This is a genomic window from Methylobacterium sp. WL1 (assembly GCF_008000895.1).
Classification (GTDB): Bacteria; Pseudomonadota; Alphaproteobacteria; order Rhizobiales; family Beijerinckiaceae; genus Methylobacterium.
In genome coordinates, this window is the sequence record NZ_CP042823.1 from 1,327,991 (window position 1) to 1,350,402 (window position 22,412).

General features: G+C 71.6%; 21 protein-coding genes, 1 tRNA gene and 2 pseudogenes. 14 read left to right on the plus strand and 10 right to left on the minus strand.

The features are described 5' to 3' along the window. Positions 1-88 precede the first annotated feature (88 nt). The 3 genes and pseudogenes from FVA80_RS06800 to FVA80_RS06810 all read left to right on the plus strand — a co-directional run bounded on the left by FVA80_RS06800 (position 89) and on the right by FVA80_RS06810 (position 3,991). Complete coding sequence (locus tag FVA80_RS06800) at positions 89-1,267, plus strand: HD domain-containing phosphohydrolase (protein WP_246692500.1); 1,179 nt, start codon at positions 89-91, stop codon at positions 1,265-1,267. 179 nt (positions 1,268-1,446) lie between these two features. Continuing rightward, a pseudogene (locus FVA80_RS06805) lies at positions 1,447-2,471 on the plus strand (histone deacetylase family protein). A 170-nt stretch (positions 2,472-2,641) separates the two neighbouring features. After that, entirely contained in the window at positions 2,642-3,991 is a 1,350-nt protein-coding gene (locus FVA80_RS06810; protein WP_147907833.1) for an MFS transporter, read from the plus strand. A gap of 111 nt (positions 3,992-4,102) precedes the next feature. Here FVA80_RS06810 and FVA80_RS06815 read toward each other — a convergent pair whose 3' ends face one another. After that, positions 4,103-4,804: a cell cycle transcriptional regulator TrcR gene (locus FVA80_RS06815; RefSeq protein WP_147907832.1), complete on the minus strand. Its 702-nt coding sequence runs from the start codon at positions 4,802-4,804 to the stop codon at positions 4,103-4,105. A 444-nt stretch (positions 4,805-5,248) separates the two neighbouring features. After that, positions 5,249-6,304: an ABC transporter substrate-binding protein gene (locus FVA80_RS06820; RefSeq protein ID WP_147907831.1), complete on the minus strand. Its 1,056-nt coding sequence runs from the start codon at positions 6,302-6,304 to the stop codon at positions 5,249-5,251. A gap of 251 nt (positions 6,305-6,555) precedes the next feature. Here FVA80_RS06820 and FVA80_RS31055 point away from each other — a divergent pair. After that, positions 6,556-7,029, plus strand: a pseudogene (locus FVA80_RS31055) (methyl-accepting chemotaxis protein); the annotation flags it as partial. A gap of 107 nt (positions 7,030-7,136) precedes the next feature. Here FVA80_RS31055 and FVA80_RS06830 read toward each other — a convergent pair. Then, positions 7,137-7,763, minus strand: a complete 627-nt coding sequence (locus tag FVA80_RS06830; RefSeq protein ID WP_147907830.1) for a WHG domain-containing protein — start codon at positions 7,761-7,763, stop codon at positions 7,137-7,139. A gap of 104 nt (positions 7,764-7,867) precedes the next feature. Here FVA80_RS06830 and FVA80_RS06835 point away from each other — a divergent pair, with 104 nt between their 5' ends. The 3 genes from FVA80_RS06835 to FVA80_RS06840 all read left to right on the plus strand — a co-directional run bounded on the left by FVA80_RS06835 (position 7,868) and on the right by FVA80_RS06840 (position 8,897). Further along, positions 7,868-8,359 (plus strand): PspA/IM30 family protein, encoded by a 492-nt coding sequence (locus FVA80_RS06835; RefSeq protein WP_246692292.1) that lies wholly within the window; start codon positions 7,868-7,870, stop codon positions 8,357-8,359. After that, on the plus strand, positions 8,337-8,543 hold the full coding sequence (locus FVA80_RS31060; RefSeq protein ID WP_246692293.1) for a hypothetical protein: 207 nt from the start codon (positions 8,337-8,339) through the stop codon (positions 8,541-8,543). Before FVA80_RS06835 ends, FVA80_RS31060 begins: the two co-directional genes overlap by 23 nt. Before the next feature lie 78 nt (positions 8,544-8,621). After that, a complete protein-coding gene (locus FVA80_RS06840) occupies positions 8,622-8,897 on the plus strand; it encodes a YiaA/YiaB family inner membrane protein (protein ID WP_007563059.1) in 276 nt (91 codons plus the stop codon). 19 nt (positions 8,898-8,916) lie between these two features. Here the strand turns inward: FVA80_RS06840 and FVA80_RS06845 are convergent, their stop codons facing one another. From FVA80_RS06845 to FVA80_RS06855, 3 genes are all read right to left on the minus strand, one after another. Beyond that, positions 8,917-9,882 carry a hypothetical protein gene (locus FVA80_RS06845; protein ID WP_246692294.1) on the minus strand — a complete coding sequence of 322 codons (966 nt, stop codon included), beginning with the start codon at positions 9,880-9,882 and terminating at the stop codon, positions 8,917-8,919. 30 nt (positions 9,883-9,912) lie between these two features. Then, positions 9,913-10,857, minus strand: coding sequence for a ribose-phosphate pyrophosphokinase (locus tag FVA80_RS06850; RefSeq protein WP_147907828.1), 945 nt, complete (start codon positions 10,855-10,857; stop codon positions 9,913-9,915). 174 nt (positions 10,858-11,031) lie between these two features. Continuing rightward, entirely contained in the window at positions 11,032-11,268 is a 237-nt protein-coding gene (locus FVA80_RS06855; RefSeq protein ID WP_147907827.1) for a DUF4170 domain-containing protein, read from the minus strand. Positions 11,269-11,491: 223 nt separating this feature from the next. Here FVA80_RS06855 and FVA80_RS06860 point away from each other — a divergent pair, with 223 nt between their 5' ends. After that, positions 11,492-11,920 (plus strand): hypothetical protein, encoded by a 429-nt coding sequence (locus tag FVA80_RS06860; RefSeq protein ID WP_147907826.1) that lies wholly within the window; start codon positions 11,492-11,494, stop codon positions 11,918-11,920. A gap of 9 nt (positions 11,921-11,929) precedes the next feature. Here the strand turns inward: FVA80_RS06860 and FVA80_RS06865 are convergent, their stop codons facing one another. The 4 genes from FVA80_RS06865 to FVA80_RS06880 form a co-directional block, all read right to left on the minus strand. Continuing rightward, positions 11,930-12,163: a hypothetical protein gene (locus tag FVA80_RS06865; protein WP_147907825.1), complete on the minus strand. Its 234-nt coding sequence runs from the start codon at positions 12,161-12,163 to the stop codon at positions 11,930-11,932. 131 nt (positions 12,164-12,294) lie between these two features. Further along, positions 12,295-12,843 (minus strand): hypothetical protein, encoded by a 549-nt coding sequence (locus FVA80_RS06870; protein ID WP_246692295.1) that lies wholly within the window; start codon positions 12,841-12,843, stop codon positions 12,295-12,297. A gap of 86 nt (positions 12,844-12,929) precedes the next feature. Then, entirely contained in the window at positions 12,930-13,910 is a 981-nt protein-coding gene (locus FVA80_RS06875; RefSeq protein WP_147907824.1) for an amidohydrolase family protein, read from the minus strand. Positions 13,911-14,158: 248 nt separating this feature from the next. Continuing rightward, positions 14,159-14,251 (minus strand) — tRNA-Sec (locus FVA80_RS06880). Positions 14,252-14,381: 130 nt separating this feature from the next. Here FVA80_RS06880 and FVA80_RS06885 point away from each other — a divergent pair. From FVA80_RS06885 to FVA80_RS06910, 6 genes are all read left to right on the plus strand, one after another. Then, on the plus strand, positions 14,382-16,877 hold the full coding sequence (locus FVA80_RS06885) for a PAS domain-containing sensor histidine kinase (protein ID WP_147907823.1): 2,496 nt from the start codon (positions 14,382-14,384) through the stop codon (positions 16,875-16,877). Then, positions 16,874-18,238 carry a sigma-54 dependent transcriptional regulator gene (locus FVA80_RS06890; RefSeq protein WP_147907822.1) on the plus strand — a complete coding sequence of 455 codons (1,365 nt, stop codon included), beginning with the start codon at positions 16,874-16,876 and terminating at the stop codon, positions 18,236-18,238. The genes FVA80_RS06885 and FVA80_RS06890 overlap by 4 nt, the downstream gene beginning before the upstream one ends. 240 nt (positions 18,239-18,478) lie before the next feature. Then, the gene (hfq, locus tag FVA80_RS06895; RefSeq protein ID WP_007563033.1) at positions 18,479-18,730 is read left to right on the plus strand and encodes an RNA chaperone Hfq; all 252 of its coding nucleotides are present in this window, start codon (positions 18,479-18,481) and stop codon (positions 18,728-18,730) included. Between the two features lie 602 nt (positions 18,731-19,332). Beyond that, positions 19,333-20,754 carry a GTPase HflX gene (hflX, locus tag FVA80_RS06900; protein WP_147907821.1) on the plus strand — a complete coding sequence of 474 codons (1,422 nt, stop codon included), beginning with the start codon at positions 19,333-19,335 and terminating at the stop codon, positions 20,752-20,754. Then, on the plus strand, positions 20,754-22,076 hold the full coding sequence (locus FVA80_RS06905) for an adenylate/guanylate cyclase domain-containing protein (protein ID WP_147907820.1): 1,323 nt from the start codon (positions 20,754-20,756) through the stop codon (positions 22,074-22,076). The genes hflX and FVA80_RS06905 overlap by 1 nt, the downstream gene beginning before the upstream one ends. A gap of 70 nt (positions 22,077-22,146) precedes the next feature. Beyond that, positions 22,147-22,383: a hypothetical protein gene (locus FVA80_RS06910; RefSeq protein ID WP_147907819.1), complete on the plus strand. Its 237-nt coding sequence runs from the start codon at positions 22,147-22,149 to the stop codon at positions 22,381-22,383. Positions 22,384-22,412: the final 29 nt, after the last annotated feature.

A 22,412-nucleotide genomic window follows, 5' to 3' on the forward strand; every position in this document is an offset into this window, starting at 1 on the left:
GCTCCCGGCGCCCGCGGGCTGCCGTGATCGCGGCGCCGACGCCCCGCCCATCCTGCATCCGGACCGCCGAGCGAGGCGAGACGCCATGATGGACGCGCTCCTGGTTGACGACAGCGCAACCATGCGCCTGCGCCTGCGCCAGATGCTGGAGGCCAAGCCCGACGTCAGCGTGACCGACTACGCCGACCCGGCCGCCGCCCTCTTGGAGGCGCAGATGCGCGCCTTCGACATCGTGCTGGTCGACTACCACATGCCGGCCATGGACGGGATCGCGTTCATCCAGCGCATGCGCACCATCCCGCACTACGCGCAGGTGCCGATCGCGATGGTGACCAGCGACATCTCCGACGCGGTGCGGCTCGCCGCGCTCGAGGCCGGGGCGACCGACTTCCTCGACAAGTCCATGCGCGGCGTCGAGCAGACCGTGCGGCTGCGCAACCTGATCCGCCTCGCCAAGGCGGTGCGGCGGCTGGCCGAGCAGGCCGCCTGGCTCGACGGCGAGGTCGAGGCCGCCCTGCGGCACATGCGCGAGCGCGAGGAGGAGATCATCTTCCGCCTGTCGCTGGCCGTGGAGTATCGCGACAACGACACCGGCGACCACACCTGGCGGGTCGCCCGCTACAGCCAGATCGTGGCCGAGGCGCTCGGCCTGCCGGCGGAGGCCTGCCGCAACCTGTACCTCGCCGCGCCGCTGCACGATGTCGGCAAGGTCGCCATCCCGGACGGCATCCTGCTGAAGCCCGGCCGGCTCGATCCGGACGAGTTCGCCCTGATCAAGACGCACGCGACCATCGGCCAGCGCATCCTGGGCGGCAGTTCCTCCGAGCTGATCCGGCTGGCCGCCGAGATCGCCGAGGCGCATCACGAGAAGTGGGACGGCAGCGGCTACCCGAAGGGGCTCGCGGGCGACGCGATCCCCCTGGCGGCCCGGATCGTCGCCGTGGCGGACGTGTTCGACGCCCTGACCACGCAGCGCCCCTACAAGGAGGCGATGCCGTTCGAGGCGGCGCTGGCCTGCATCCGGGCCGACAGCGGCCGCCATTTCGACCCGGCCTGCGTAAAGGCGTTCTGCGCGCGCTGGCCGGACGTCCTCGTGGCCGGCGGTCAGGAGCGGGCCACCGGCCGGCGGGACGCCCACGCCGTCACCGAGCCCTGGGCCCGGGTGCCGACCCTGCTCCGCGAGATCGCGGCCGAGACGCCCGTCCTGGCGGGCCGGCTCGTCGACAGCCCCGACGCCGACGAGCCCGCCTACAGGCGCCACGGATGAGGCCGCATACGTCCTGATCCCCGGAAATCCTGGCTTCGAACGGGCGAGACCTTTCGCGGGACCAAGGCAGAGCCCTGGTGCGCAGAGCCCTGGTGCATCGGGCCCACCGGGCGCGACACCGCCGGCACCGCGGACCGAGCCGGGGTGACGCGGCGCAAAGCTGCGCCTAACCTGCCCCCATGCGCGTCTTCCACACCGCCGCCTCCGCCCGGCACGATCCCGACCAGTATTTGCGGCGGGGCACGCCGATCCCGCATCCCGAGCAGGCCTCGCGCTACGCGATCCTGCACGAAGCGGCCCGGGACGGCGGCCACGCCCTCGCGGAGCCCGCCGATCACGGCCTCGACCCGATCCGGGCGGTGCACGATCCCGGCTACCTCGCGTTCCTGGCCGAGGCCTGGGCACGCCGGTCGGAGATCCCGGGGGTGGCCGACGAAATCCTCACGGGCAGCTTCGCGCGCCCGCAGATGCACCGGACGCCCGCCGGCCTGCTCGGGCTCGCCGGGCTCTACACCGCCGACACCTCGACGCCGATCCGGGCCGGAACCTGGGCGGCGGTCTACGGCGCGGCGCAATGCGCCGTCGCGGCCGCCGACGCGGCCCTTGCGGTCGGCCACGCCTACGCGCTGTGCCGGCCGCCCGGCCACCATGCCTACGCGGATTCGGCCGGCGGCTTCTGCTTCCTCAACAACAGCGCGATCGCGGCGGAGCGGATGCGAGCGGCCGGGGGCGGCCCCGTGGCGATCCTCGACATCGACGTGCACCACGGCAACGGCACGCAGGGGATTTTTTATGCCCGCGGGGACGTGCTTACCGTTTCGGTCCACGCCGACCCGTCGGACTACTTCCCATTCTTTGCCGGATATGCCGACGAGGCCGGGCGGGGCCCGGCGCCGGCCTCAACCGCAACCTGCCGCTGCCGCCGGGCTCTGGCGACGCGCCCTGGCTCGCCGCCGTGGAGGCCGGGCTCGCGGCGATCGCGGCGTTCCGGCCGCGGGGCCTCGTGGTGGCCCTGGGCCTCGACGCCGCGGCGGACGACCCGATCGGCGTCCTCACGGTGACCGGAGCGGGCTTCGCCGCGGCGGCGCAGCGAATCGCACGCGCCGGGCTACCCACCGCGATCGTCCAGGAGGGCGGCTACCTCTGCGCGGCCCTGCCGGAGAATCTGACGACCTTCCTGGGCGCCTTCGACGCGGCCCGCTGAGCCGGGCCTCGGCGCGGCCCGGAGACTGCACGGCGTGGTGCGAATATGGCGCAGCACGACACGAATAGTGTCACCCAAGCCTCTGCACGCGCCGACGCGGCGGCGACGACCTGTATACCTGCCGGGGAGGGGGCCGCGTCGGTTGCGGTCCCACCGGGAGGGCGCGAGCGATGCGTGGGGGCGATGTCCGGCTACCCGATGGGGCCAACGCACCCTGGCACGCCGGCCTGACCCGGCGGCACTGGCGCATTCTCTGGGGCAGCTATCTCGGCTGGATCTTCGACGGCTACGAGGCGGTCGCCCTGGTCTACGCGCTCCGCCCGGCCCTCGGATCGCTCCTCACCCCCGAGCAGGCCCAGGCGCCGGCCTTCTACGTGGGGGCGGCGATCGGGATTACCCTCCTGGGCTGGGGGCTCGGCGGGCTGATGGGCGGGATCGCGGCCGACTACATCGGCCGCAAGCGCATGATGATGCTGTCCATCCTCGGATACGCCCTGTTCACGGGGCTGACGGCGTTTGCCGGGAGCTTCGCTCAGCTCGCGATCCTGCGGTTCATCACCGGCCTCGCCATCGGCTCCGAATGGTCCACCGGCATCGCCCTGGTCGCCGAGACCTGGCCGAACCGGGCCCGGCCGAAGGGCTGCGGCTTCCTGCAATCGGGCTTCGGCGGCGGTGCGGTGCTCGCCGCGATCGTCTGGGCGCTGCTCGCCGCCTTCGAACCGCTCGGCCCGGAATCGTGGCGGATCATGTTCGCGCTGGGGGCACTTCCGGCTTTCGTCTGCCTGTACCTCCGGCGCGCCCTGGAGGAGTCCGAGCAGTGGATGCAGGCCCTTCGTGAGCAGCGCTGGGCCGCCACCGCCGAGGACGCCGCGAGCACGCAGCGCAGGGGACGGCGTCCGTTCTCCCTGACGGAGATCTTCCGGGAACGCGAGAGCCGCCGGCGGGTCCTGCTCGCCACCCTGATGTCGTTCGCCACGACGGTGGGCTGGTGGGCGGTCTCGTCCTGGCTGCCGGCCTACACGGAGGGGCTGGCCAAGGTCGCAGGCGAACCCGCCAACGTGTGGGGCCCGCGCATGGGCATCATCTACAATGTCGGGGCGATCACCGCCTACCTGCTCTCCGGCTTCGTGGCGGATGCGGTCGGGCGGCGCACCTTCCTCCTGATCACGTATGCCGGCTGCATCGTCACCTCGCTCGCCTGCTATCTCTGGACGGGCGGGCTGGTGCCCTTCATGGGGCTCGCGTTCCTGAACGGGTTCTTCACCCTGGGCTTCGCCTTCTCGTGGATGGCGATCTACCTGGTGGAACTGTTCACCCCGGCGGTGCGGGCGACGGCAGCCAGCGCCGTGTTCAACGGTGCGCGACTGATCGCCTGGATCTTCCCGATCATCGCCGGGCAGATCGTCACCCTGTCGGGCGGCGTGGCCGCCGCGGCCCTGACCATGTCGAGCGTCTACGCGATCGGGCTGATCGTGCCGTGGTTCATGCCGGAGACGACCGGGAAGCCGCTCCCGGATTGACGGCCTCGGCCTGCCCGCCGGAGAAGGGGAGGGACGTCGGCGCACCTGCCGAGACGCCCATCGCGGATGCGCCCCTCGCCCACGGCGGGCGCGGGGCGCGGATCGCCGATCCTACGCCTCGTCGTCCTCGCCCTGATGCCGGCCCTTGAGCTTGGCGAAGACCGAATCGGCGTCGATCCGCTCCTCACGGCCGCCATGCTCGCCGGCGTCCTCGGCTTCGGGGGCCGTCGAGACCTCGGTGGGCAGCAGCGAGGCGCCGGAATCGGCCGCGAGCGCGGCCGGGCGGTCGGCCGCCGCGCGCTGGACCTCGAAGTCGAGGTTGATCTGGGTGGTCAGGCCCAGGGTCACCGGGTCCATCGGCTGGAGCGAGCCGGAATTCCAGTGGGTGCGCTCGCGGATCTGCTGGATCGTCGACTTGGTGGTGCCGACCAGGCGGATGACCTGCGAATCCTTCAGCTCGGGGTGGTTGCGCAGCAGCCACAGGATGGCGTTGGGCCGGTCCTGGCGGCGGGACAGCGGGGTGTAGCGGGGGCCCTTGGTGGTGCGCTTCACCTCCGGCAGCTTCACCTTGGAGACGGCCGGCTTGAGCTTGTAGTGAGGCGCCTTCTGGGCCTTCTCGATCTCGTCGCGGGTGAGCTGGCCGGTGGAGACCGGGTCGAGCCCCTTGATGCCGGCCGCGACCTCGCCGTCGGCGATGCCCTTCACCTCGAGCGGGTGCAGCTTGCAGAAGTCGGCGATCTGCTCGAAGGCCAGGGAGGTGTTCTCGACCAGCCAGACGGCGGTCGCCTTCGGCATCAGCGGACCCTGGGACATGTACTCTCGTGCTCCGGCCTGGCGGGACGGGGGCCGGGCACCGGGCCGCGGGCTCCGGATGCAGATCCGGAAGTCCCGTCTCACGCTGTCGAATGGGGATGAGCGACTATAGGGCCGCCCGGGGAAGGGCGCAATCGCGAGTTCGGGACGCCGGGCGCCGATTAACCGAAGCCCGAGCCCCGGCGACAAACCGGATGTGAGCCTGACCGACCCAGCGGCGAACGCCGCACGCGGCCCGATGCGGCCGGGAGTGCAGAGAATGGTCATCGTACTGGCATGGTCCAGAAAAGCGAATGGCGGTGGAGCTTCCGGCTCCGCCTCGCCATTCCTCTCTGGGCTTGGCTACACCTCAAGCAGGTGAATGCCAGGGATCGGCGGTAGCCGCCAATCCCGCTCCCGAACGTAACGCGGCCCGGAGCGGGCAACAATGTCCGGGCCGACGCCCTACTTCCCCGGCAGCCCGTGCACGATCGGGAAGAACGTGTCCTTCCAATCCTTGGGCTCGGCCTTGATGGTCTTCATCGCGTAGAAGTGCCGGGCCTGGAGCATGATCCCGTACGGGGTGGTGGAGAAGGTGGTGCCGGGCTCCTTCATGATCGCCACCAGCGTCTCGGGGGGCGTCTTGTCGTTGGTGGCGGCGACGTAGTCCTTGGCGGCCTGGAGCGGGTCCTTGGCGATCTCGGCATTCGCCTCGTCGATGGCGGCCACGATGGCGGCGGCGAGCTTGGGGTTGCGGGTGAACCAGCCGGTCCGGGCGTAGAAGATCGCGTTGCTCACCGGCTCGCCGACCAGCTCGTAGGAGTTGAGCACCGCGTGGATCGCCGGGTCCTGGAGCTCGCGCTGCTGGAACGGCGGCAGCGAGAAGTGGCTGTTGACCTCGTTCTGCGGGCTGGCCAGCGCCGCCACCGCGTCGGGATGGCCAAGCTGGACGGTGAGCGGATCGAGCTTGGTCGCCCCATCGGGGCCGAAAGCCTTCTTGGCGGCGATCTGGAGCAGCACCGCCTGGGACGAGACCTTCACGGAGGGCAGGGCGATCTTGTCCTTGCCGGAGAAGTCGCCGACCGTCTTCACGTCCGGGTTGCGGGTGAGCAGCAGCATCGGCGTGCTGCCGACGCCGCACAGCCCCTTCACGTCGCCGCGGGTGCGGTCGTTCAGCAGCAGCATGTTGGTGGAGCCGCTGTCGACGATGTCGATGTTGCCCGACAGCAGCGCGTCGTTGCCGGCTGCGCCGCTGGTCAGGTTCACCCACTCGACCGTGACGTCCCCGAGCCCGGCCGCCTTGGCCTGCTTCTCGATCAGCTTGTGCCGCTCGGCCAGCACCGCCGGCAGGTAGACGAAGCCGGGCTGCCGGCTGATCCGGACCTTGGCGTCGTCGGCCTGGGCCGAGACGGCGAGCGGGGCGGCGAGCGCCAGCCCGGCCAGCAGCAGGGCGACGTGGCCGCCCCGGAAGAGGTGACGGCAGAGTCCCGGAATCGTCCTCGCCCGCAACGCACGCACCATGTGTGTCCTCCCTGGCCCGCCGGCTTCATGTCCGGATCCGGGCTTTATTGGCGCCGAGTGGACAGCCTCATGCCGATAAGCGCAAGGCCCGGCGCGGTCTTCACGGCGCGGTAATGGTAACGTCGCACCGTCTCTCCGCGTGAAATTTTCGTTCCGGAGGGGGCCGAAGGGACCGCCCGCCGCGCCGCCGCGCTCGACCGCCTGACCCGGGCCTTCGAGGCCCAAGGGGCGACCTGAGCCGGGGCCTCGCGGCGGCGGCCACCGAGGAGATGTCGGCCTCGGTCCAGGAGATCGCCGGGCAGGTGCACCGCACCTCGGAGGTCGTCGGACGCGCGGCCGAGACCACCCGCCAGGGGGAGGCGACCACGCGGGCGCTCGCGGACGGCACCGAGCGGATCGGCGACGTGGTCGGGCTGATTGCGTCGATCGCCAGCCAAACCAACCTGCTGGCGCTCAATGCCACCATCGAGGCGGCCCGCACCGGCGAGGCCGGGCGCGGCTTCGCGGTGGTGGCCTCGGAGGGCAGGGCGCTGGCCGGGCAGACCGCCCGGGCCACCGACGAGATCGCGACCCAGATCGCCCGGATCCAGGGCGAGACCCGTCAGGCCGTGGCGGCGGTCGGCGAGGTCGGCCAGACCATCGAGGAGATGCGCAGCATCGCGGTCGGGGTCGCGGCCGCCATGGAAGAGCAGAACGCCGCGATCCAGGAGATTGTGCGCGGGGTGGTGAGCGCCAGGAGACCGGACGATCGGGCTCCCGAAGGACTCGGCCTTTCGCGGGGCATCGGGGCGGAGACCCGACCGTTCCAGCCAGCCCCTGATCGCGGACGGGTTCAGGCGGACGGAAAACCCCGCACCGCGGCCCGCACCAGGGCGTCGATCATCGGGCGGACATCCGCCGCCCCGAGGGGCCCGAGGCCGCCGAGATCGGCCAGGTAGGTCATGCCGTGGACGCTCGACCAGAGCGCCCGGGCCATCACCGGAATCGCGACCTCGGCGAGCTGGCCGCCATCGCGCAGCACCCCCTCCAGGACCCCGAACAGGGCCGCGATGTCGGCCTGGACCGAGGCGGGCGCCGCCACCGTGCGCCGCTCGAAGATCGCCACCCAGGCGGGATGGTGCTCGGCCGCGAACGCCAGGTAGGCGTCGGCCAGGCACAGCAGCCGGGCTTCGGTCTCCCGGGACGGGCAGGCGGAAAGCGCCGCCGCCAGGGCGTCCCGCAGGCGCCGCATCGTGATGGCGTTGGCCTCCAGCCGCAGCAGCTCCAGGCTGTCGAACTGCGTGTAGACCGAGCCGACCGCGGTGCCGGCCCGCTCGGCGACCGCACGGGCGGTGAGTGCCCCCGGTCCGCCCGCGTCCAGGATCGCCACCGCGGCCACGATCAGCGCCTGACGATCCGCCTGGCGGTCGGTCTGCCCCTTGCGCGGGCGGCCCCTCGCTTTTTTCTGAACGTCGTTCATTTAATGCCTTGCCGGGCCCGTCGGGCTGTGCTTATATCTTTCATGAACGGCGTTCAACAAATTCCGGACCGGGTCCGGTGCGCCGCTCCCCGAGGTGAACCGTGATGAGGACCCTCTCCCTCCTGATGCGCGGCGTGATCGCCGACAACGCCCAGGCGATCCACGACGCAAACGCGGTGACGATCCTGCGCCAGCAGATCCGGGAGGCGGCGGGAGCCGTGGCGACGGCCCGGCGCGAACTCGCCGTCGCCATGGCCTACCACGCCGCCGAGGCCCGCGCGCTGGACGCGATCGACGCCCGGATCGAGACCCTGTCGGACGGGGCGCGCCGGGCGCTCGCCGACGGACGCGCGGATCTCGGCAGCGAGGCGGCAATCCACATCGCCGCCCTGGTGGACGAGCGCTCCGACCGGCAAAGCCGCCGCCGCCCGCTTCGGCGCCGAGATCGAGCGGCTGAAGCGCCTGGTCGGGCAGGGCGGCGACCGGCTTCGGGACCTCGACCGCGGCCTTCAGACCGCCCGGACCACCGAGGCGCTGCGACGGGCGGGGATCCAGGGGCGCCGGGTCACGGCCTTGTCGGCGGGCGCCCTCGGTGAGGCCGAGCGGACGCTGGAGCGCCTGCGCGAGGCCCAGGCCGCCGAAGCGGATGCCGCCGAGGCCCTGGCGGGCCTGGAGGCCGAGGCGGCGTCCGGGATCGAGGCCGCCCTCGACGCCGCCGGCTACGGCCGTCCCCGCACCGACCCGCGGACGGTGCTCGACCGCCTCCGGGCCCAGGCCTGATCCGTCGTTCCGTTCGCCACCCGAAGAACCACCCGAAGAACCACCCGAGCAACCACCCGAGCCACAGGAGCACGACCGATGATGCCGCAGATGCCCCACACCGCCGCCTGGAAGACCTTCACGCTGGTGAGCTTCACCGCCGCCGCCGCCATGCTGGCGATCGGGATCTTCTTCCTGCCCGCCGATATCTGGATCAAGGGCTACCTCGCCATGGCGGCGCTCTTCCTCACCGGCACGACCTTCACCCTCGCCAAGACCCTGCGCGACGAGCACGAGGCGAGCCGGCTGATCAATAAGATCGAGGACGCCGCCGCCGAGCGGGTGCTGCGCGAGGCGGTGCCGGGCCGGCTGTGACGGCGGTCACCGCCCTGTCTCAGGCCGTGGCGGCCAGGAACGCCGCCACGGCGTCCGAGAATTCCGGGGTCCGCAGGTAGCCGTAGGATTTGTGCCGGTTCTCGGTGCCGTCCGGCCTGCGGTAGGCGTTGATCACCGGCACGTCCCGCACCCGCACCCCGGCGGCGTTGGGCGGGTAGGTCTCGGCGAGGTCGTCGCCCACCGTGGCGATGTCCTGGCGGTCCATCAGGTTGGTCCAGGCCGTGACCGCCTCCGGCACGCGCAGGTCGCCGTGCTCGTCCGCGAGCTTCAGCTTCAGCTCGGCGAGCCCCAGGGGCGAGCCGAGGGTGACCAGGGTGCAGCGGGGCAGGGGAGTCCCGTCCCGCTCGGCGGCCCGGAGCACGTCGTAGGCGATCAAACCACCCATCGAGTGCGCGGCGATCAGCACGTCGCGGTCGACCGCCTCGGTCAGGGCCTCGTGCAGGCGCGCGCGGGCGGCGGCCCGGAACGCCGCGTCCGCGTGATAGCCCCAGAGGTCGTCGAGGCGGTATTCCAGGATCAGGTCGTCGACCGGGGTGAACCCGGTGGCCTCCTCCAGGTACGAGAGGCCGCGATAGATCCGGTCGGTGAGCGTCGGCTCGGCCTGCTCGGGGTCCGGGGACGGGAACGGGCCGGTGCCGGGTTCGGCATCGTAGGGCTCGCGGTTGCGGTCGCCGGCCAGGGGCTGCGGGTAGCGCAGGTCCGCCCAGTACACGAAGGCGAACGGCACCTCGGGCGGCGCGGCGCCGCGATTGCGGGCGAGGCCTTCCAGGATCGCCGCGCGCCACCACGCGGCCTTCTCATCCCGGGGCGGCTTGTTGGCGAGCCCGTGGATGCCGATGAGTGTCGTCCGGCCCAGGGCCCGCCCTCCCGGATCGCGATGCGTCCGCAGCCGGGAGGTAGCGCCGAAATCCTGCGCCGGAACTGCGACGAATGCTGCGCCGGCCGTGCGGCGCGTCGAAGACATGCCGCGCGTCTCCGCGGAGAACCCGCGCGGTCAGTCGAACAGGCTCGACACGCTGGCCTCGGTGGCGGTCCGGCCGATCGCCTCGCCGAGCAGCGGCGCGATGGTCGCCACCCGGATGTTGCGGGCGAGCTTCACGGCCTGCGTCGGCTGGATCGAATCGGTGATCACCAGCTCCTTCATCCGCGAGGCGGCGATGCGCGAGACCGCGCCGCCGGAGAGCACGCCGTGCGTGATGTAGGCCGACACGTCCTTGGCGCCGGCGTTGAGCAGGGCCTCGGCGGCGTTGACCAGGGTGCCGCCGGAATCGACGATGTCGTCGACCAGGATGCAGGAGCGGCCCTCGACCTCGCCGATGATGTTCATCACCTCGGATTCGCCCGGGCGCTCCCGGCGCTTGTCGACGATGGCCAGCGGGCAGTCGATCCGCTTGGCGATGGCCCGGGCGCGCACGACGCCGCCGACATCCGGCGAGACCACCATGCGGTCGGCGCTCGGCAGCCGCTCCTTGATGTCGCGCACCATCACGGGGGCGGCGAACAGGTTGTCGGTGGGGATGTCGAAGAAGCCCTGAATCTGGCCGGCATGCAGGTCGAGGGTCAGGACGCGGTCGGCCCCGGCCTCGGTGATCAGGTTCGCCACCAGCTTGGCCGAGATCGGGGTCCGGCCCGAGGTGCGCCGGTCCTGCCGGGCGTAGCCGAAATACGGGATCACCGCCGTGATGCGCCGGGCCGATGACCGACGCGCGGCGTCGATCATGATCAGCAGCTCCATCAGGTGGTCGTTGGCCGGGAACGAAGTCGACTGGACGATGAACACGTCCTCGCCGCGCACGTTCTCCTGGAGCTCGACGAAGATCTCCATGTCGGCGAAGCGCCGGACCATGCACTTGGCCAGCGGCAATTCGAGATAGGCGGCGATCGCCTCGGCCAAGGGCCGGCTCGCGTTGCCGGCGATGATCTTGATCGAGGATTTCATGACGTCCGCCCAATCGCGGCCGCGCTTCGCGCCGCGCTCCGAAAACCGGCCCGCACCGGGCCGGATGGATCTGATGACGGGCGAGGCTCTTAGCAGCGGGCCGAAGGTGTCACAATGCCTTCACGGGCGCGCCGCACAGGCGGGCGCCCGGACCGGCCGGTGCCGGAGGCCAGCTCAGGCGACCGGCGGCTCCAGCAGCCGGTGCAGGTGGACCACGAAGTAGCGCGTCTGCGCGCTGTCGACGGTAGCCTGTGCCTTGGCCCGCCAGGCGGCCTGCGCGGTGGCGTAGTCCGGGAAGATGCCGATGATGTCGAGGCCCTTGATGTCCCGGAACCGGACGCCGTCGAGGTCCTGCAACTCACCACCGAAGACCAGATGGAGCTTCTGATCGTTATCGATCGCCGTCGCCATGACCTCTCCTCTCGATGTCCCGCCCGCGGCGCTCGCAGATGGCAGCCGCTCGGTCAAGCCCGAATGTCCGTCCCCGCCCCATCACACAACCGGGAGCTGGCGTGCCCCGGGACGGCACCATCGCCGGTTCCCGACCCGGCCTCCACTGGGAGCCGCTGACGGAACCCGGGCGCGGCGACGCGGCAGGTACGAAACCGGCCCGCGTCCATGCTAGGGGCGAGGCATGACACGCATGCTACTCCGCGTCGCCGCCCTCGCGCTCGGGCTCTGCGCCGTGCCGGCGCTGGGACAGCCGGCGGCCAAGGCGCCGGCTCGCGCGGGCCAAGATCGGACTGGGCACGGCAAGGCCGCCTCGGACAGGAAGAATGCCGGGCCAGCGGGCGGACAGGTGATCGGCTGCCCGTCCCTGGCGAACTACCGGATGCTGATGCACGACGGCGCCCCCGCGGCGGCGGCCGTGCTGGCCGACCCCAAGGCGGACCATCTCGGCTGCACCCTGATGTCGCGCGCCGACATCACCGGCCTGGCCGACCGGGTGTCCCTGGGTGGGCGGAACTACGAGTGCGCCGGCGTGCCGGGGACCACGGCCTGCCACTGGATGGAGGCGGGGGCGGCCGGTCGCCCCGCTCCGGCGAGCCCGGCGGGGCGCTGACCGGCCGCCTCAGCGCAGATGACCGCTCGCGCGAAGGTCCCGCTCGACGGCCTCGTGGACAGTCTGGAGAGGGTTGTCGTTGATGGCGGCCGGCGGGTGCAGCGGCTTCATCGGGCCGGGCCGCGGATCGTGGTCGAGCCGGATCGCGGGCGCGTCGGCCGCACACGACGGCCACCGGGCGGCGAGCCTGCGCAGGGCCGCCTGGGCGCCCGGCGGGAGGAGCGGAAGGACCTTGTCGATCATGGCATGCGGGACGGTGCGGACCAGCGCGGGAGAACCCGGCGCGTCGGGCGGGCCCCCGGGGAAACGGGCCGGCGGATCCGCCGTTCCGTTTTCGAGCCGGACGGGGCGATTCGGGTTGGGGGACCGGCGCCTCATCGGCGGCCCGGGCCGAGGCGCGACAGGTCGGGCAGGAACGCGGGATCGGTCAGGGCGGCGGCCAGCACCGCGAGCAGCCCGAGATGCAGGCCCGCCGCGAGCGGGAGGCCCTGGACCGACCAGAGCCCGATCGCGCCCGCCGCCATGAGCGGCGGCCCGACGACGTAGATCGGCGTGCGCCATGGGCCGGCGGGCCGGGCGAGGCGCCAGAAGCAGCCCACGAAGGCCGCCAGCGCGAAGCCACCCTTCATCAATGCCATGAAGCGGAGCACCCGCACGAGATCGGGATCGACGGCCGTGCCGGGCCCCCGCGCCGCGATGGCGGCGGCGCCCAGGACGGCCAGGGCCGTCAGCAGGCCGAGCAGGCCCCGCGCGCGGCCGGAGGCGAAATCGAGGATTTGGTCGGCCGCAGCCGGTCGGCCGACCCGTTCTCCGGCCGTATCCCGGACGGCGGATCCCGGCCCGAACCAACGGTCCCCGCGTCCGCGGGGACGTGTTCCGAACGCCGGCAGCCAGCGTTCGGGACGATGCTCCAGGCCCTGCATCGCAGTCTCCTCCAGGGCGCACGGCCGGCTGGGCGATTCCGGGACCGGGTTCTCGGTCCGGGCGCATCCGCCCCCGCGCATTTCGCTCAGAAGTCGTATAACCGCTTTGGATTCTCGACAAGGATCCTGTCACGGGTGGCGCGCTCGGGCACCCAGGTGGCGAGCAGGTCGAGCAGGCGGCCGTCATCGATGTCCTGCGCGGGCGCGAGGTCCGTGGGCTTGCGGCCGGGCTTGGGCGTGCTGTCCGGATGCGGCCAGTCGCTGCCCCAGACCAGCCGCTCCGGGTTCGCCGCCACGAGGGCCCGGGCCAGCGGGGCCACGTCGGGATAGTCGGGCGCCCGGGTCGAGGCGCGGTAGGCGCCCGACAGCTTCACCCAGGCCTTTCCACCGCGCACGAGGTCGAGCACGTCGCCGAAGCCCGGCTGGTCGGGGCCGAGGGCCGCCTGCGCGCCGGCGAAGTGGTCGAACACCACCGGCACCGGCAGGGCGGCCAGCTGCGGCTTCAGCGGGCCGATCACCGACAGGCGGGCATAGACCTGGAGGTGCCAGGGCCGCTGCCCGATCTGCTGGACGGCGCTCTCCAGAGCCTTGGCCGAGGCCGCCGGATCGAACACGCCGGCCTGCTCCAGGTTGACCCGGATCCCGCGGATGCCGGCTTGGGCCAGCGCGTCGAGCTCGGCCGGGGTGGTCCCGGGCCCGATCACCGCAACGCCGCGGGCGCGCTTCGGGCCGAGCAGGCGCAGTCCGTCGAGGGTGGCGGCGTTGTCGGTGCCGTAGACGCTGGGCGTCACGATCACGACCCGGTCGAGCTTGAGCGCGTGCTGGAGCGCGAGCAGGCTCTCGGGCGGATCGACCGGCGGGGTGTAGCCGCGCCCCGCCCAGAACGGGAACCTGGCCGGATCGGGGATGACGTGGACGTGGCAGTCGCAGGCCCCCGGTGGGACCTCGAACGAGACCGGGCTCCTGGCGGTCGGCGCGGTGGCCTGTCCCGCGGCCCGGGCCGCCGTGTCGGTCAGGGCGAGGCCGTTGGCGAGGGCGAGGGCGAGCGTTTGCCGGCGTGACAGCATGGCGGGTCTCCTCCGGATTTTTGGGCGAACTTCTGCGAGCGCCTCATCCGGATCGGACCACCCTGGCGCGAGTCGCGCAAGCCGGTCCGGTGTCAAAGAGCCCGCGACGACCGCCGACAGGGACGGGAGCGCAGGCGCTTGGGCGCAGCGTCGAGCGCAGCCACGGTGACGGCGGCCCTGACCGCGATCGCAGCGGACGATCGCCGATCCGCGCGCCGGTGGGCGGCGGAGTTTCGCGGAAGCGGATTTGGCGGAAGCGGATGGGAATCGAACCCACCGTACGCTGTTGGCGTACCACTGGTTTTGAAGACCAGGGGGGCCACCAGACCCCGTTCGCCTCCGAGGGCGGGGGTACGGGCCACTTCCGGCGGGGTCAAGCAGGATGCTCTGCGGCGGAATGGATCACCGGTCGCCGCCCTGACGCCGCGATTCGTATTAATTCCGCCACACTGTTGTGGCCCTGCACCAGTCATGCCGTTCCTGCGACGCTCAAAGCCTGTGGAAGGCCCTGCGCCGGCCCCCGAGGGGGCTGCACCGTCGTCCGCTGAGCCGCCGGGCGAGGGGGCAGGCGATTGGGCGGGCGAGGATACCGCGGGGGATGCGGGCCAAGAGACCGCATCCCAAGAAGCGGCATCCCAAGCAGCATCCCAGGAGACCACACCGGATTCGCCGCAGTCCCAGGAGCTGAGCACGCCGCTCGCGGAATCGCTGCGGCCCGGGCCGCGCGGGCCGGGCTGGATCGGCGCCGCCGTGGTGGTGACCGCGCTGATCTCGGCGCTGGCGACCTTCCTGATCCTGGCCGGGGTGATCCGGGTGACCCCGACGCCGGCCTACGGCGTCACGCTGCTCGGCATCAACGCCGTCCTGGTGCTCGGGCTGGTCTTCGTCATCGCCTGGGAGGCGCGGGTCTTCCTGCACGCCCGCAAGGCCAACGCTGCGGTGGCCCGGCTGCACTCGCGCATCGTCGGCCTGTTCTCGCTGATCGCGATCCTGCCCACCGTGCTGCTGGCCGTGGTGGCGTCGGTGACCATCGACCGGGGCCTGTCGCTCGGCTTCACCGACCGGGTCCGCGACGTGGTGCTCAAATCCGTCGAGGTGGCCGACGCCTACCAGGAGAACCAGTGCCAGTCGCTCGCCCGGGAGATCCGCATCCTGGTGGACGACCTGACCCGGGCGCGCCCGAACTTCGACCGGGACCGGGCCTGGTTCGAGAACTTCCTGACCACGCGGGCGACCAATCTCGGCCTGCCGGTGGCGCAGATCATGCGCGGGCCCACCGACGTGGTCGCCCGGGCCAAGATCGACGTGCTCAAGCAGGTGCGGCTGCCCTCGGCGGCGGCCTTCGAGGAGGCGGCGACATCGACCGACCCGATCTGCCTGCTGCCTTCGGAGGGCCGCGTCTTCGCCGCGCTCCTGCGGATGCCGGCCTACGACGACGCGGTGCTGATGGTGCAGCGGGAGGTCAGCCAGCTGGCCATCGAATTCCCGGGCGTCTCCCGAGCGGCGGCGGCCGAGTACCTGACCTACGATTCGCTCCGGCGCTCGATCCAGATCACCTTCGCGTCGGTGTTCCTGCTGATCGCCCTGATCGCGCTGCTGTCGGCGGTGTGGTTCGGGATGAACTTCGCCAACCGGTTCGTGGCGCCGATCCGGCGGCTGATCAACGCCGCCGACCAGGTCGCGTCCGGCAACTTCTACGCCCAGGTGCCGACCAAGAAGACCAGCGGCGACCTGGCCCATCTCGGCGAGGCGTTCAACAAGATGACGCAGGAGCTGCGCCGCCAGCATACCGGCCTGATCGCCGCCAACGACCTGATCGACACCCGCCGCCGCTTCACGGAGGCCGTTCTGTCGGGGGTCTCGCCCGGGGTGATCGGCCTCGACGCGGCGGGCTTCGTCACCATCGCCAACCCGGCCGCCGAGCGGATGCTCGACCTGGAGAGCGAGACCCTGATCGGCCAGCCGCTGGCCCGCGCGGTGCCGGAGCTCGCCCCCGTGCTCGCCGAGAGCGAGAACCGCCCGCGCGCCCTCCAGCAGCAGCAACTCCAGCTCACCCGGTCGCGGGGCGAGCGCACCGTGACCGTGCGGGTCACGAGCGAGCAGGCCCAGGGGACGTCGCGCGGCTCGGTGGTGACCCTTGACGACATCACCGACCTCGTCCAGGCGCAGCGCAGCTCCGCCTGGGGCGACGTCGCCCGCCGCATCGCCCACGAGATCAAGAACCCCCTGACCCCGATCCAACTCTCCGCCGAGCGCATCCGGCGCAAGTACGGCAAGGTCATCACCGCCGACAAGGAGGTGTTCGACCAGTGCACCGCCACGATCGTGCGCCAAGTGGACGAGATCAAGCGCATGGTCGACGAGTTCTCGGCCTTCGCCCGGATGCCGAAGCCGGCCATCGCGCCGAACGACCTCACTGAGATCGCCAAGCAGAACCTGTTCATGATGCGCGTGGCGCACCCGGACATCGATTTCGCGTTCTCGGCGCAGGGCGGGGCGGGCAACGCGGAGAAGATCGTGGCGGCCTTCGACATCAGGCTGCTCAGCCAGGTGATCACCAACATCCTGAAGAACGCCGTCGAGGCGGTGGCCGAGGTGCCGGCGGACGAGCTCGGCAAGGGCAAGATCGCGCTCGGTCTCGCGGTCGAGGACGGCTTCGCGGTCATCACGGTGACCGACAACGGCAAGGGTTTTCCGGTGGAGGGGCGCCAGCGGCTGCTCGAGCCCTACATGACCACACGCGAAGGTGGCACCGGGCTGGGACTTGCTATCGTCAGCAAGGTGCTTGAGGAGCACGGCGGCGGGATCGCGCTGAACGACAACCCCGCCGGCCGTGGCGGGCAGGTGCAGATGCGGGTCCCGCGCGAGCACGGGCCCGAGCCGTCCGGCCCCGAGACCAGCCCCGTCACGACAGAGGAGAAGGGCGCCGCACCGACGGCCCCCCGGATCGCGGAGATGCACGCATGAGCGCCGATATCCTGATTGTCGACGACGAGGCCGACATCCGCGACCTCGTGGCGGGCATCCTCGACGACGAGGGCCACCGCTGCCGCACGGCCGGAGGCTCCGACGAGGCGCTCGCCGCCATCGAGGCGCGCCGGCCCCACCTGGTGTTCCTGGACATCTGGCTGCAGGGCTCGCGCCTCGACGGCCTGCAGGTGCTCGACCTGATCAAGGCCGCCAATCCCGACCTGCCGGTGGTGATGATCTCGGGCCACGGCAACATCGAGACCGCGGTCTCGGCCATCAAAGCGGGGGCCTACGACTTCATCGAGAAGCCGTTCAAGGCCGACCGGCTGATCCTGGTGGCCGAGCGGGCGCTGGAAGCCTCCCGGCTCCGGCGCGAGGTCCGCGACCTGACGGCGCGCTCCGGGAATCCCAACCGCATCGTCGGCGGCTCGCTGGCGATCAACCAGCTCCGCCAGACCATCGACCGGGTCGCGCCGACCAACGCCCGGGTGATGATCACCGGGGCGCTGGGCTCCGGCAAGGAACTCGCGGCGCGCAGCCTGCACAAGGCCTCGGCCCGCGCCAACGGCCCGTTCGTGCTGCTCAACGCGGCCGCGATCCTGCCCGAGACCATGGAGGCGGAGCTGTTCGGGGTCGAGGGCGAGTCCGGCCGGCGGGTCGGTGCCCTGGAGGAGGCCCATGGCGGCACCCTCTACCTCGACGAGGTCGCCGACATGCCGCGCGAGAGCCAGAACCGGATCCTGCGCGTCCTGGTCGACCAGAATTTCCAGCGCGTCGGCGGCACAACCCGGGTCCACGTGGATGTCCGGATCATCTCGTCCTCGTCGCGGGATCTGGCCGAGGAAATCGCCGCGGGCCGCTTCCGCGAGGACCTGTTCCACCGGCTCTCGGTGGTGCCGGTGCGCGTGCCGGCCCTGTCGGAGCGCCGGGAGGACGTGCCCGAGCTGATCCAGTTCTTCATGGACAACATCTCGTCCCAGACCGGCCTGCCCAAGCGCGTGATCGCCGAGGACGCGATGGCGGTGCTCCAGTCGCACAACTGGCCGGGCAACGTCCGCCAGCTCAAGAACAACGTCGAGCGGCTGATGATCCTGACCCAGGCCGACCCGGACCAGGAGGTCACCTCCGAGATGCTGCCCTCCGAGATCGGCGCCCTGGTGCCGACCACCCCGGGGGGGGCAGGCGGCGAGAAGCTGATGAGCCTGGCCCTGCGCGAGGCGCGCGAGATCTTCGAGCGCGAGTACCTCGTGGCGCAGATCGCGCGGTTCTCGGGCAACATCTCGCGCACCGCCGAGTTCATCGGGATGGAGCGCTCGGCGCTGCACCGCAAGCTGAAGTCCCTGGGCATCGGCCCGTAGCACGCCGGGCCGAGAGGGGGCGGAGACGGGGGACGAACCGTGAAACTGACGCCGATCCGTCACGGATCGGGCGGAACGGGGCTTGCTTGCCCCCGGGCTTTCACGCCGTCATGCTGTAGACTCGGTCCGTGCGGGATGATCGGACGATCCCGCACGTGACGGCCCCAACCACGTGACAGATTCCGACGTCGCGTACCCAACCCGAGCCTTTCGCGCCGGGACAACAAAAAGGCAAAAAAGATGGCGGGCGAACGCGCACAAAACCTTCAGGACACGTTCCTCAATCATGTCCGCAAGAACAAGATCCCGCTGACCATCTTCCTCGTCAACGGCGTCAAGCTCCAGGGTGTGGTCACCTGGTTCGACAATTTCTGCGTGCTGCTGCGCCGGGACGGCCATTCGCAGCTCGTCTACAAGCACGCGATCTCCACGATCATGCCGGGCCACCCGGTGCAGCTGTTCGAGCCGGACGAGACCGCCGAGAAGGCGTGATTGTCTTGTGGGGGAGGGCGGCTTTGCCTGTCTTCCTCTGTGGACTTGCGGAGTAGGCTGGCGGATCGACAGATCGCGTTCCGGATCATGCCAAGGCTGGAGAGGGCGCCTAGAGCGCCCGCCGCCGACGTGGAGGCCGGTCCGGCGTAAGCGAGCGCGTTACATCAAGGCCTTAGAGCTGGCCCCGATCGCATTGTGATCGGGACCAGCTCAAGCCCGGAGATGACAGGCGCCATTCCTCTCCCCTCTGCTCCTCTCCCCTCTGCGGGGATGGGCCGGCCGTCAGCCCGGCTCGGGTCGGGACGAAGTCCCGCAAGGGGGCAGCGCGACGGTTCGTGATTTCACGCCGGACACTGCCTTTCCGGAAGCGTTGCTTCCCTCTTCCGACCCGCTTCGCAGGCATCCCTCCTCCGCAGGCGGAGGACGAGGAACACGGAGTTCCCCGGTCGAACGGGCTCTCCGATCCCAACCTCTCGAATCCTGGCATCTTGAAGCCCGGCATCTTGAAGCCCGGCACCTTGGCCCGGCCCCGCCCAATCCCCATCTCGAAAATCCGAATTCTCGAACGAAGCTGCCGGCGCGCGGGCGGCGTTAAAGGTTGCATGAGTGAGACGCTGACGTCCGGCGAGGCCCGGCTCCAGGCACAGGCCGCGCCCGAGGGCGAGATCGCCGCGGCGACCCACACCTTGGTGATCGGGCCCTATCTGGCCCGCGGCGCCCCCGGGCCCGGGGGACCGGGTCACGGGCCCGCCCAGCCGACCCGCTCGGTGGAGGCGCGCCTCGACGAGGCGACCGGACTCGCCGCCGCGATCGAGCTCGACGTGGTCGAGAGCCTCGCGGTCAGCCTGCCGCGCATCCGCCCCTCGACCTATCTCGGCAAGGGCCGGGTCGAGGAGATCGCCGGAATGATCCGGGCCGGCGAGATCGGTCTCGTGGTGATGGATTGCGCGCTCTCGCCGGTGCAGCAGCGCAACCTCGAGAAGGCATGGGGCGCCAAGGTCATCGACCGCACCGGCCTGATCCTCGAGATCTTCGGCCGGCGCGCCTCGACCCGCGAGGGCACGCTTCAGGTCGAGCACGCCCACCTCGCCTACCAGAAGTCCCGCCTCGTCCGGTCCTGGACCCACTTGGAGCGCCAACGCGGCGGCTTCGGCTTCCTGGGCGGCCCCGGCGAAACCCAGATCGAAGCCGACCGGCGCATGATCCAGGAGCGCATGACCCGGATCGAGCGCGACCTCGACGCGGTGGTGCGGACCCGCGGCCTGCACCGGCAGAGCCGGGCCCGGGTCCCGTACCCGATCGTCGCGCTGGTGGGCTACACCAATGCCGGAAAGTCGAGCCTGTTCAACACCCTGACCAGCGCCGAGGTCACCGCCAAGGACATGCTGTTCGCCACCCTCGACCCGACCGCGCGCGCGACCAAGCTGCCCCACGGCGAGACCGTGATCCTGTCGGACACGGTGGGCTTCATCTCCGACCTGCCGACCGCCCTGATCGCGGCGTTCCGGGCGACCCTGGAGGACGCGATCGAGGCCGACGTGCTGCTGCACGTGCGCGACGTCAGCCACGTCGATTCCGAGGCCCAGGCCGAGGATGTCGGCGAGGTGCTGCGCGAGCTCGGCATCGAGACCACGGCCGAGCGGATCATCGAGGTCTGGAACAAGTCCGATCTGCTCGACGACGACGAGCGCACCCGGCTGATGAACCTCAGCGGCCAGGCCAAGGCCCGCAACGACCGCGACAGCGACGCGCCGGTTCTGGTCTCGGCGCTGACCGGCGAGGGGCTCGCCGCGCTCACCGCCCGGATCGAGGCGCGGATCGGCCGCCACCGGACGAGCTTCGCGGTGTCGCTGCCCCCCGAGGACGGGGCGGCGCTCAATTGGCTCTACGAGAACGCCGAGATCCTGGATCGGCGCGCGGAAGCCGACGGCACCGTGCACCTCGCGATCCGGATCGCCCCCGAGAAGGAGCCGCGCTTCCTCAACCGCTTCAGCGCGGCCCGGCGCCTCGACCGGGGCGCGTGATGGCCACGGGCGGCGCCCGGACCCAACCGCTTTGCGCCCCCGAGCCCGCCCGGGACCTCTCTGCGCGCAAGGCGGAGACGAGCCAGGACGACGCCGCGGTCCTGCGCGCCATGCAGGCGGGCGGCGGGCTGCGGCTGCTCGGGCTGCGGATCGTGATCGTGCTGGTGCTGCTGATGGCGGCCCAGGCTTATGACGGCTCGCTGCACGCCTTCAGCCACTGGTTCATCCTCGGCCTCTACGGCGTCGGCACGATCTGGTTCGGGCTCGGGGAGCGGGGCGGCGGCCCCGCGGCGGCGGCCTACAGCTGGGCCGGGACGCTGCTCAACGCCGGGCTCGCCGTCTACGTGATCATCGAACACATGCTGGCCGGCGGCGGGGCCGGCCTCGGCGCCGACGCGGTGAGCCGCCTGCCGGCCTTCCTGCTCCTGCTCCAGACCGGCCTGAGCATGCGGGTCGCCCAGACCCTGCTGTTCTGCGGGGTGGTGACGGCGTGCTGGAGCGCGGCCTTCCTGGTCGGGCTGGCCGATCCCGGGCTGTTCCCGGGGCCGGATTCGTTCCCGACCGCGCAGGTCACCGGGCTCGCCACCTTCGTGGCGGCCGGGCTGCTCGTGGTCGACGGCATGACCCGCCTGCGCGAAGCGGTCACCCGGGCCCTGCGCATGGAGCACGAGCGCGCCCAGCTCGCGCGCTTCGTGCCCGACACGGTCGCCCTGGACCTCGCCGCGGAGGACGCCGACGCCGCCATGGGCATCCACCGGCGCCATGCCTGCCTGATGGTGCTGGACATCCGCGGCTTCTCCCGGTTGAGCCGGGAGCATCCGCCCGAGGCGATGGTGACGGCCCTGCTCGCCGTCCGGGCGGCCGCCCAGGCCGCGGTGGCCGAGCAGGGCGGCCTCGTGGACAAGTATGTCGGCGACGCCGTGCTGGTGCAGTTCGTGGTCGGCCGACCGCGCGCGCAGGCCCGTGCGGCGCTGGCCTGCGCCCTGTCGCTCCAGGACCGGATCGCCGCCCTCAACGAAGCGCGGGCCGAGGCAGGGATGTTCACCCTGCGGGTGGTGGTCGCCCTGCATGCCGGCGACCTCCTGGTCGGCGTGTTCGACGACGGGGTGCGGGCCGAGTACACCGTGCTGGGCCCCGCCATGAACGCCCTGTCGCGCCTCGAGGCCCGGGCCAAGGCCGCCGAGCTCGAGATCGCCGCCTCGGGGGATTTCCTGGATCTGCTCGGAGGGCCGCTGCCATCGCGCATCCGGGCGGTCCCGGTGCCGGACGCGAAGGACGTGCAGCCCGCCCTGTTCGCGATCGTGGAGGGTCCGGCCGCCTGACGGCCCGGAACTTGCGCATCACTGATCCGTTCGGTCGGCGCGGCGCAGGGTCGCGAAGGGACCGGACCCCATGAACAAGATCCTCCTCGGCGCGACCCTCGCGCTCGGCCTCGTCCTGGGCGCCGCCAGCCCGAGCCTCGCCGCCCCGGGCGACGGCCTCGACCGGAACGCTGCCGCCACCGGCAACGGCAATTTCGGTGGCATGCACCGCGGTGCCCGGATGTCCTCCCGGGGCGTGATGCGGAGCCGCCATCACATGATGCGCCGGCACCATCGCCGCCACATGATGCGCCGCCACGGCCGCTGAGCCCAGGCCTTCCGCATCGCGGCTGGCCC

What these genes read in the sequence shown, in the direction of transcription:
- FVA80_RS06875 (WP_147907824.1), bottom strand. Translation starts at nt 13,910, where the DNA reads ATGCTGTCACGCCGGCAAACGCTCGCCCTCGCCCTCGCCAACGGCCTC.
- hflX (WP_147907821.1), top strand. Translation starts at nt 19,333, where the DNA reads ATGAGTGAGACGCTGACGTCCGGCGAGGCCCGGCTCCAGGCACAGGCC.
- FVA80_RS06905 (WP_147907820.1), top strand. Translation starts at nt 20,754, where the DNA reads ATGGCCACGGGCGGCGCCCGGACCCAACCGCTTTGCGCCCCCGAGCCC.
- FVA80_RS06855 (WP_147907827.1), bottom strand. Translation starts at nt 11,268, where the DNA reads ATGGCGACGGCGATCGATAACGATCAGAAGCTCCATCTGGTCTTCGGT.
- FVA80_RS06850 (WP_147907828.1), bottom strand. Translation starts at nt 10,857, where the DNA reads ATGAAATCCTCGATCAAGATCATCGCCGGCAACGCGAGCCGGCCCTTG.
- FVA80_RS06815 (WP_147907832.1), bottom strand. Translation starts at nt 4,804, where the DNA reads ATGTCCCAGGGTCCGCTGATGCCGAAGGCGACCGCCGTCTGGCTGGTC.
- FVA80_RS06845 (WP_246692294.1), bottom strand. Translation starts at nt 9,882, where the DNA reads ATGTCTTCGACGCGCCGCACGGCCGGCGCAGCATTCGTCGCAGTTCCG.
- FVA80_RS06860 (WP_147907826.1), top strand. Translation starts at nt 11,492, where the DNA reads ATGACACGCATGCTACTCCGCGTCGCCGCCCTCGCGCTCGGGCTCTGC.
- FVA80_RS06870 (WP_246692295.1), bottom strand. Translation starts at nt 12,843, where the DNA reads ATGCAGGGCCTGGAGCATCGTCCCGAACGCTGGCTGCCGGCGTTCGGA.
- FVA80_RS06865 (WP_147907825.1), bottom strand. Translation starts at nt 12,163, where the DNA reads ATGATCGACAAGGTCCTTCCGCTCCTCCCGCCGGGCGCCCAGGCGGCC.
- FVA80_RS06885 (WP_147907823.1), top strand. Translation starts at nt 14,382, where the DNA reads ATGCCGTTCCTGCGACGCTCAAAGCCTGTGGAAGGCCCTGCGCCGGCC.
- FVA80_RS06800 (WP_246692500.1), top strand. Translation starts at nt 89, where the DNA reads ATGGACGCGCTCCTGGTTGACGACAGCGCAACCATGCGCCTGCGCCTG.
- FVA80_RS06840 (WP_007563059.1), top strand. Translation starts at nt 8,622, where the DNA reads ATGATGCCGCAGATGCCCCACACCGCCGCCTGGAAGACCTTCACGCTG.
- FVA80_RS06835 (WP_246692292.1), top strand. Translation starts at nt 7,868, where the DNA reads ATGAGGACCCTCTCCCTCCTGATGCGCGGCGTGATCGCCGACAACGCC.
- FVA80_RS06830 (WP_147907830.1), bottom strand. Translation starts at nt 7,763, where the DNA reads ATGAACGACGTTCAGAAAAAAGCGAGGGGCCGCCCGCGCAAGGGGCAG.
- FVA80_RS06910 (WP_147907819.1), top strand. Translation starts at nt 22,147, where the DNA reads ATGAACAAGATCCTCCTCGGCGCGACCCTCGCGCTCGGCCTCGTCCTG.
- FVA80_RS06820 (WP_147907831.1), bottom strand. Translation starts at nt 6,304, where the DNA reads ATGGTGCGTGCGTTGCGGGCGAGGACGATTCCGGGACTCTGCCGTCAC.
- FVA80_RS06810 (WP_147907833.1), top strand. Translation starts at nt 2,642, where the DNA reads ATGCGTGGGGGCGATGTCCGGCTACCCGATGGGGCCAACGCACCCTGG.
- hfq (WP_007563033.1), top strand. Translation starts at nt 18,479, where the DNA reads ATGGCGGGCGAACGCGCACAAAACCTTCAGGACACGTTCCTCAATCAT.
- FVA80_RS06890 (WP_147907822.1), top strand. Translation starts at nt 16,874, where the DNA reads ATGAGCGCCGATATCCTGATTGTCGACGACGAGGCCGACATCCGCGAC.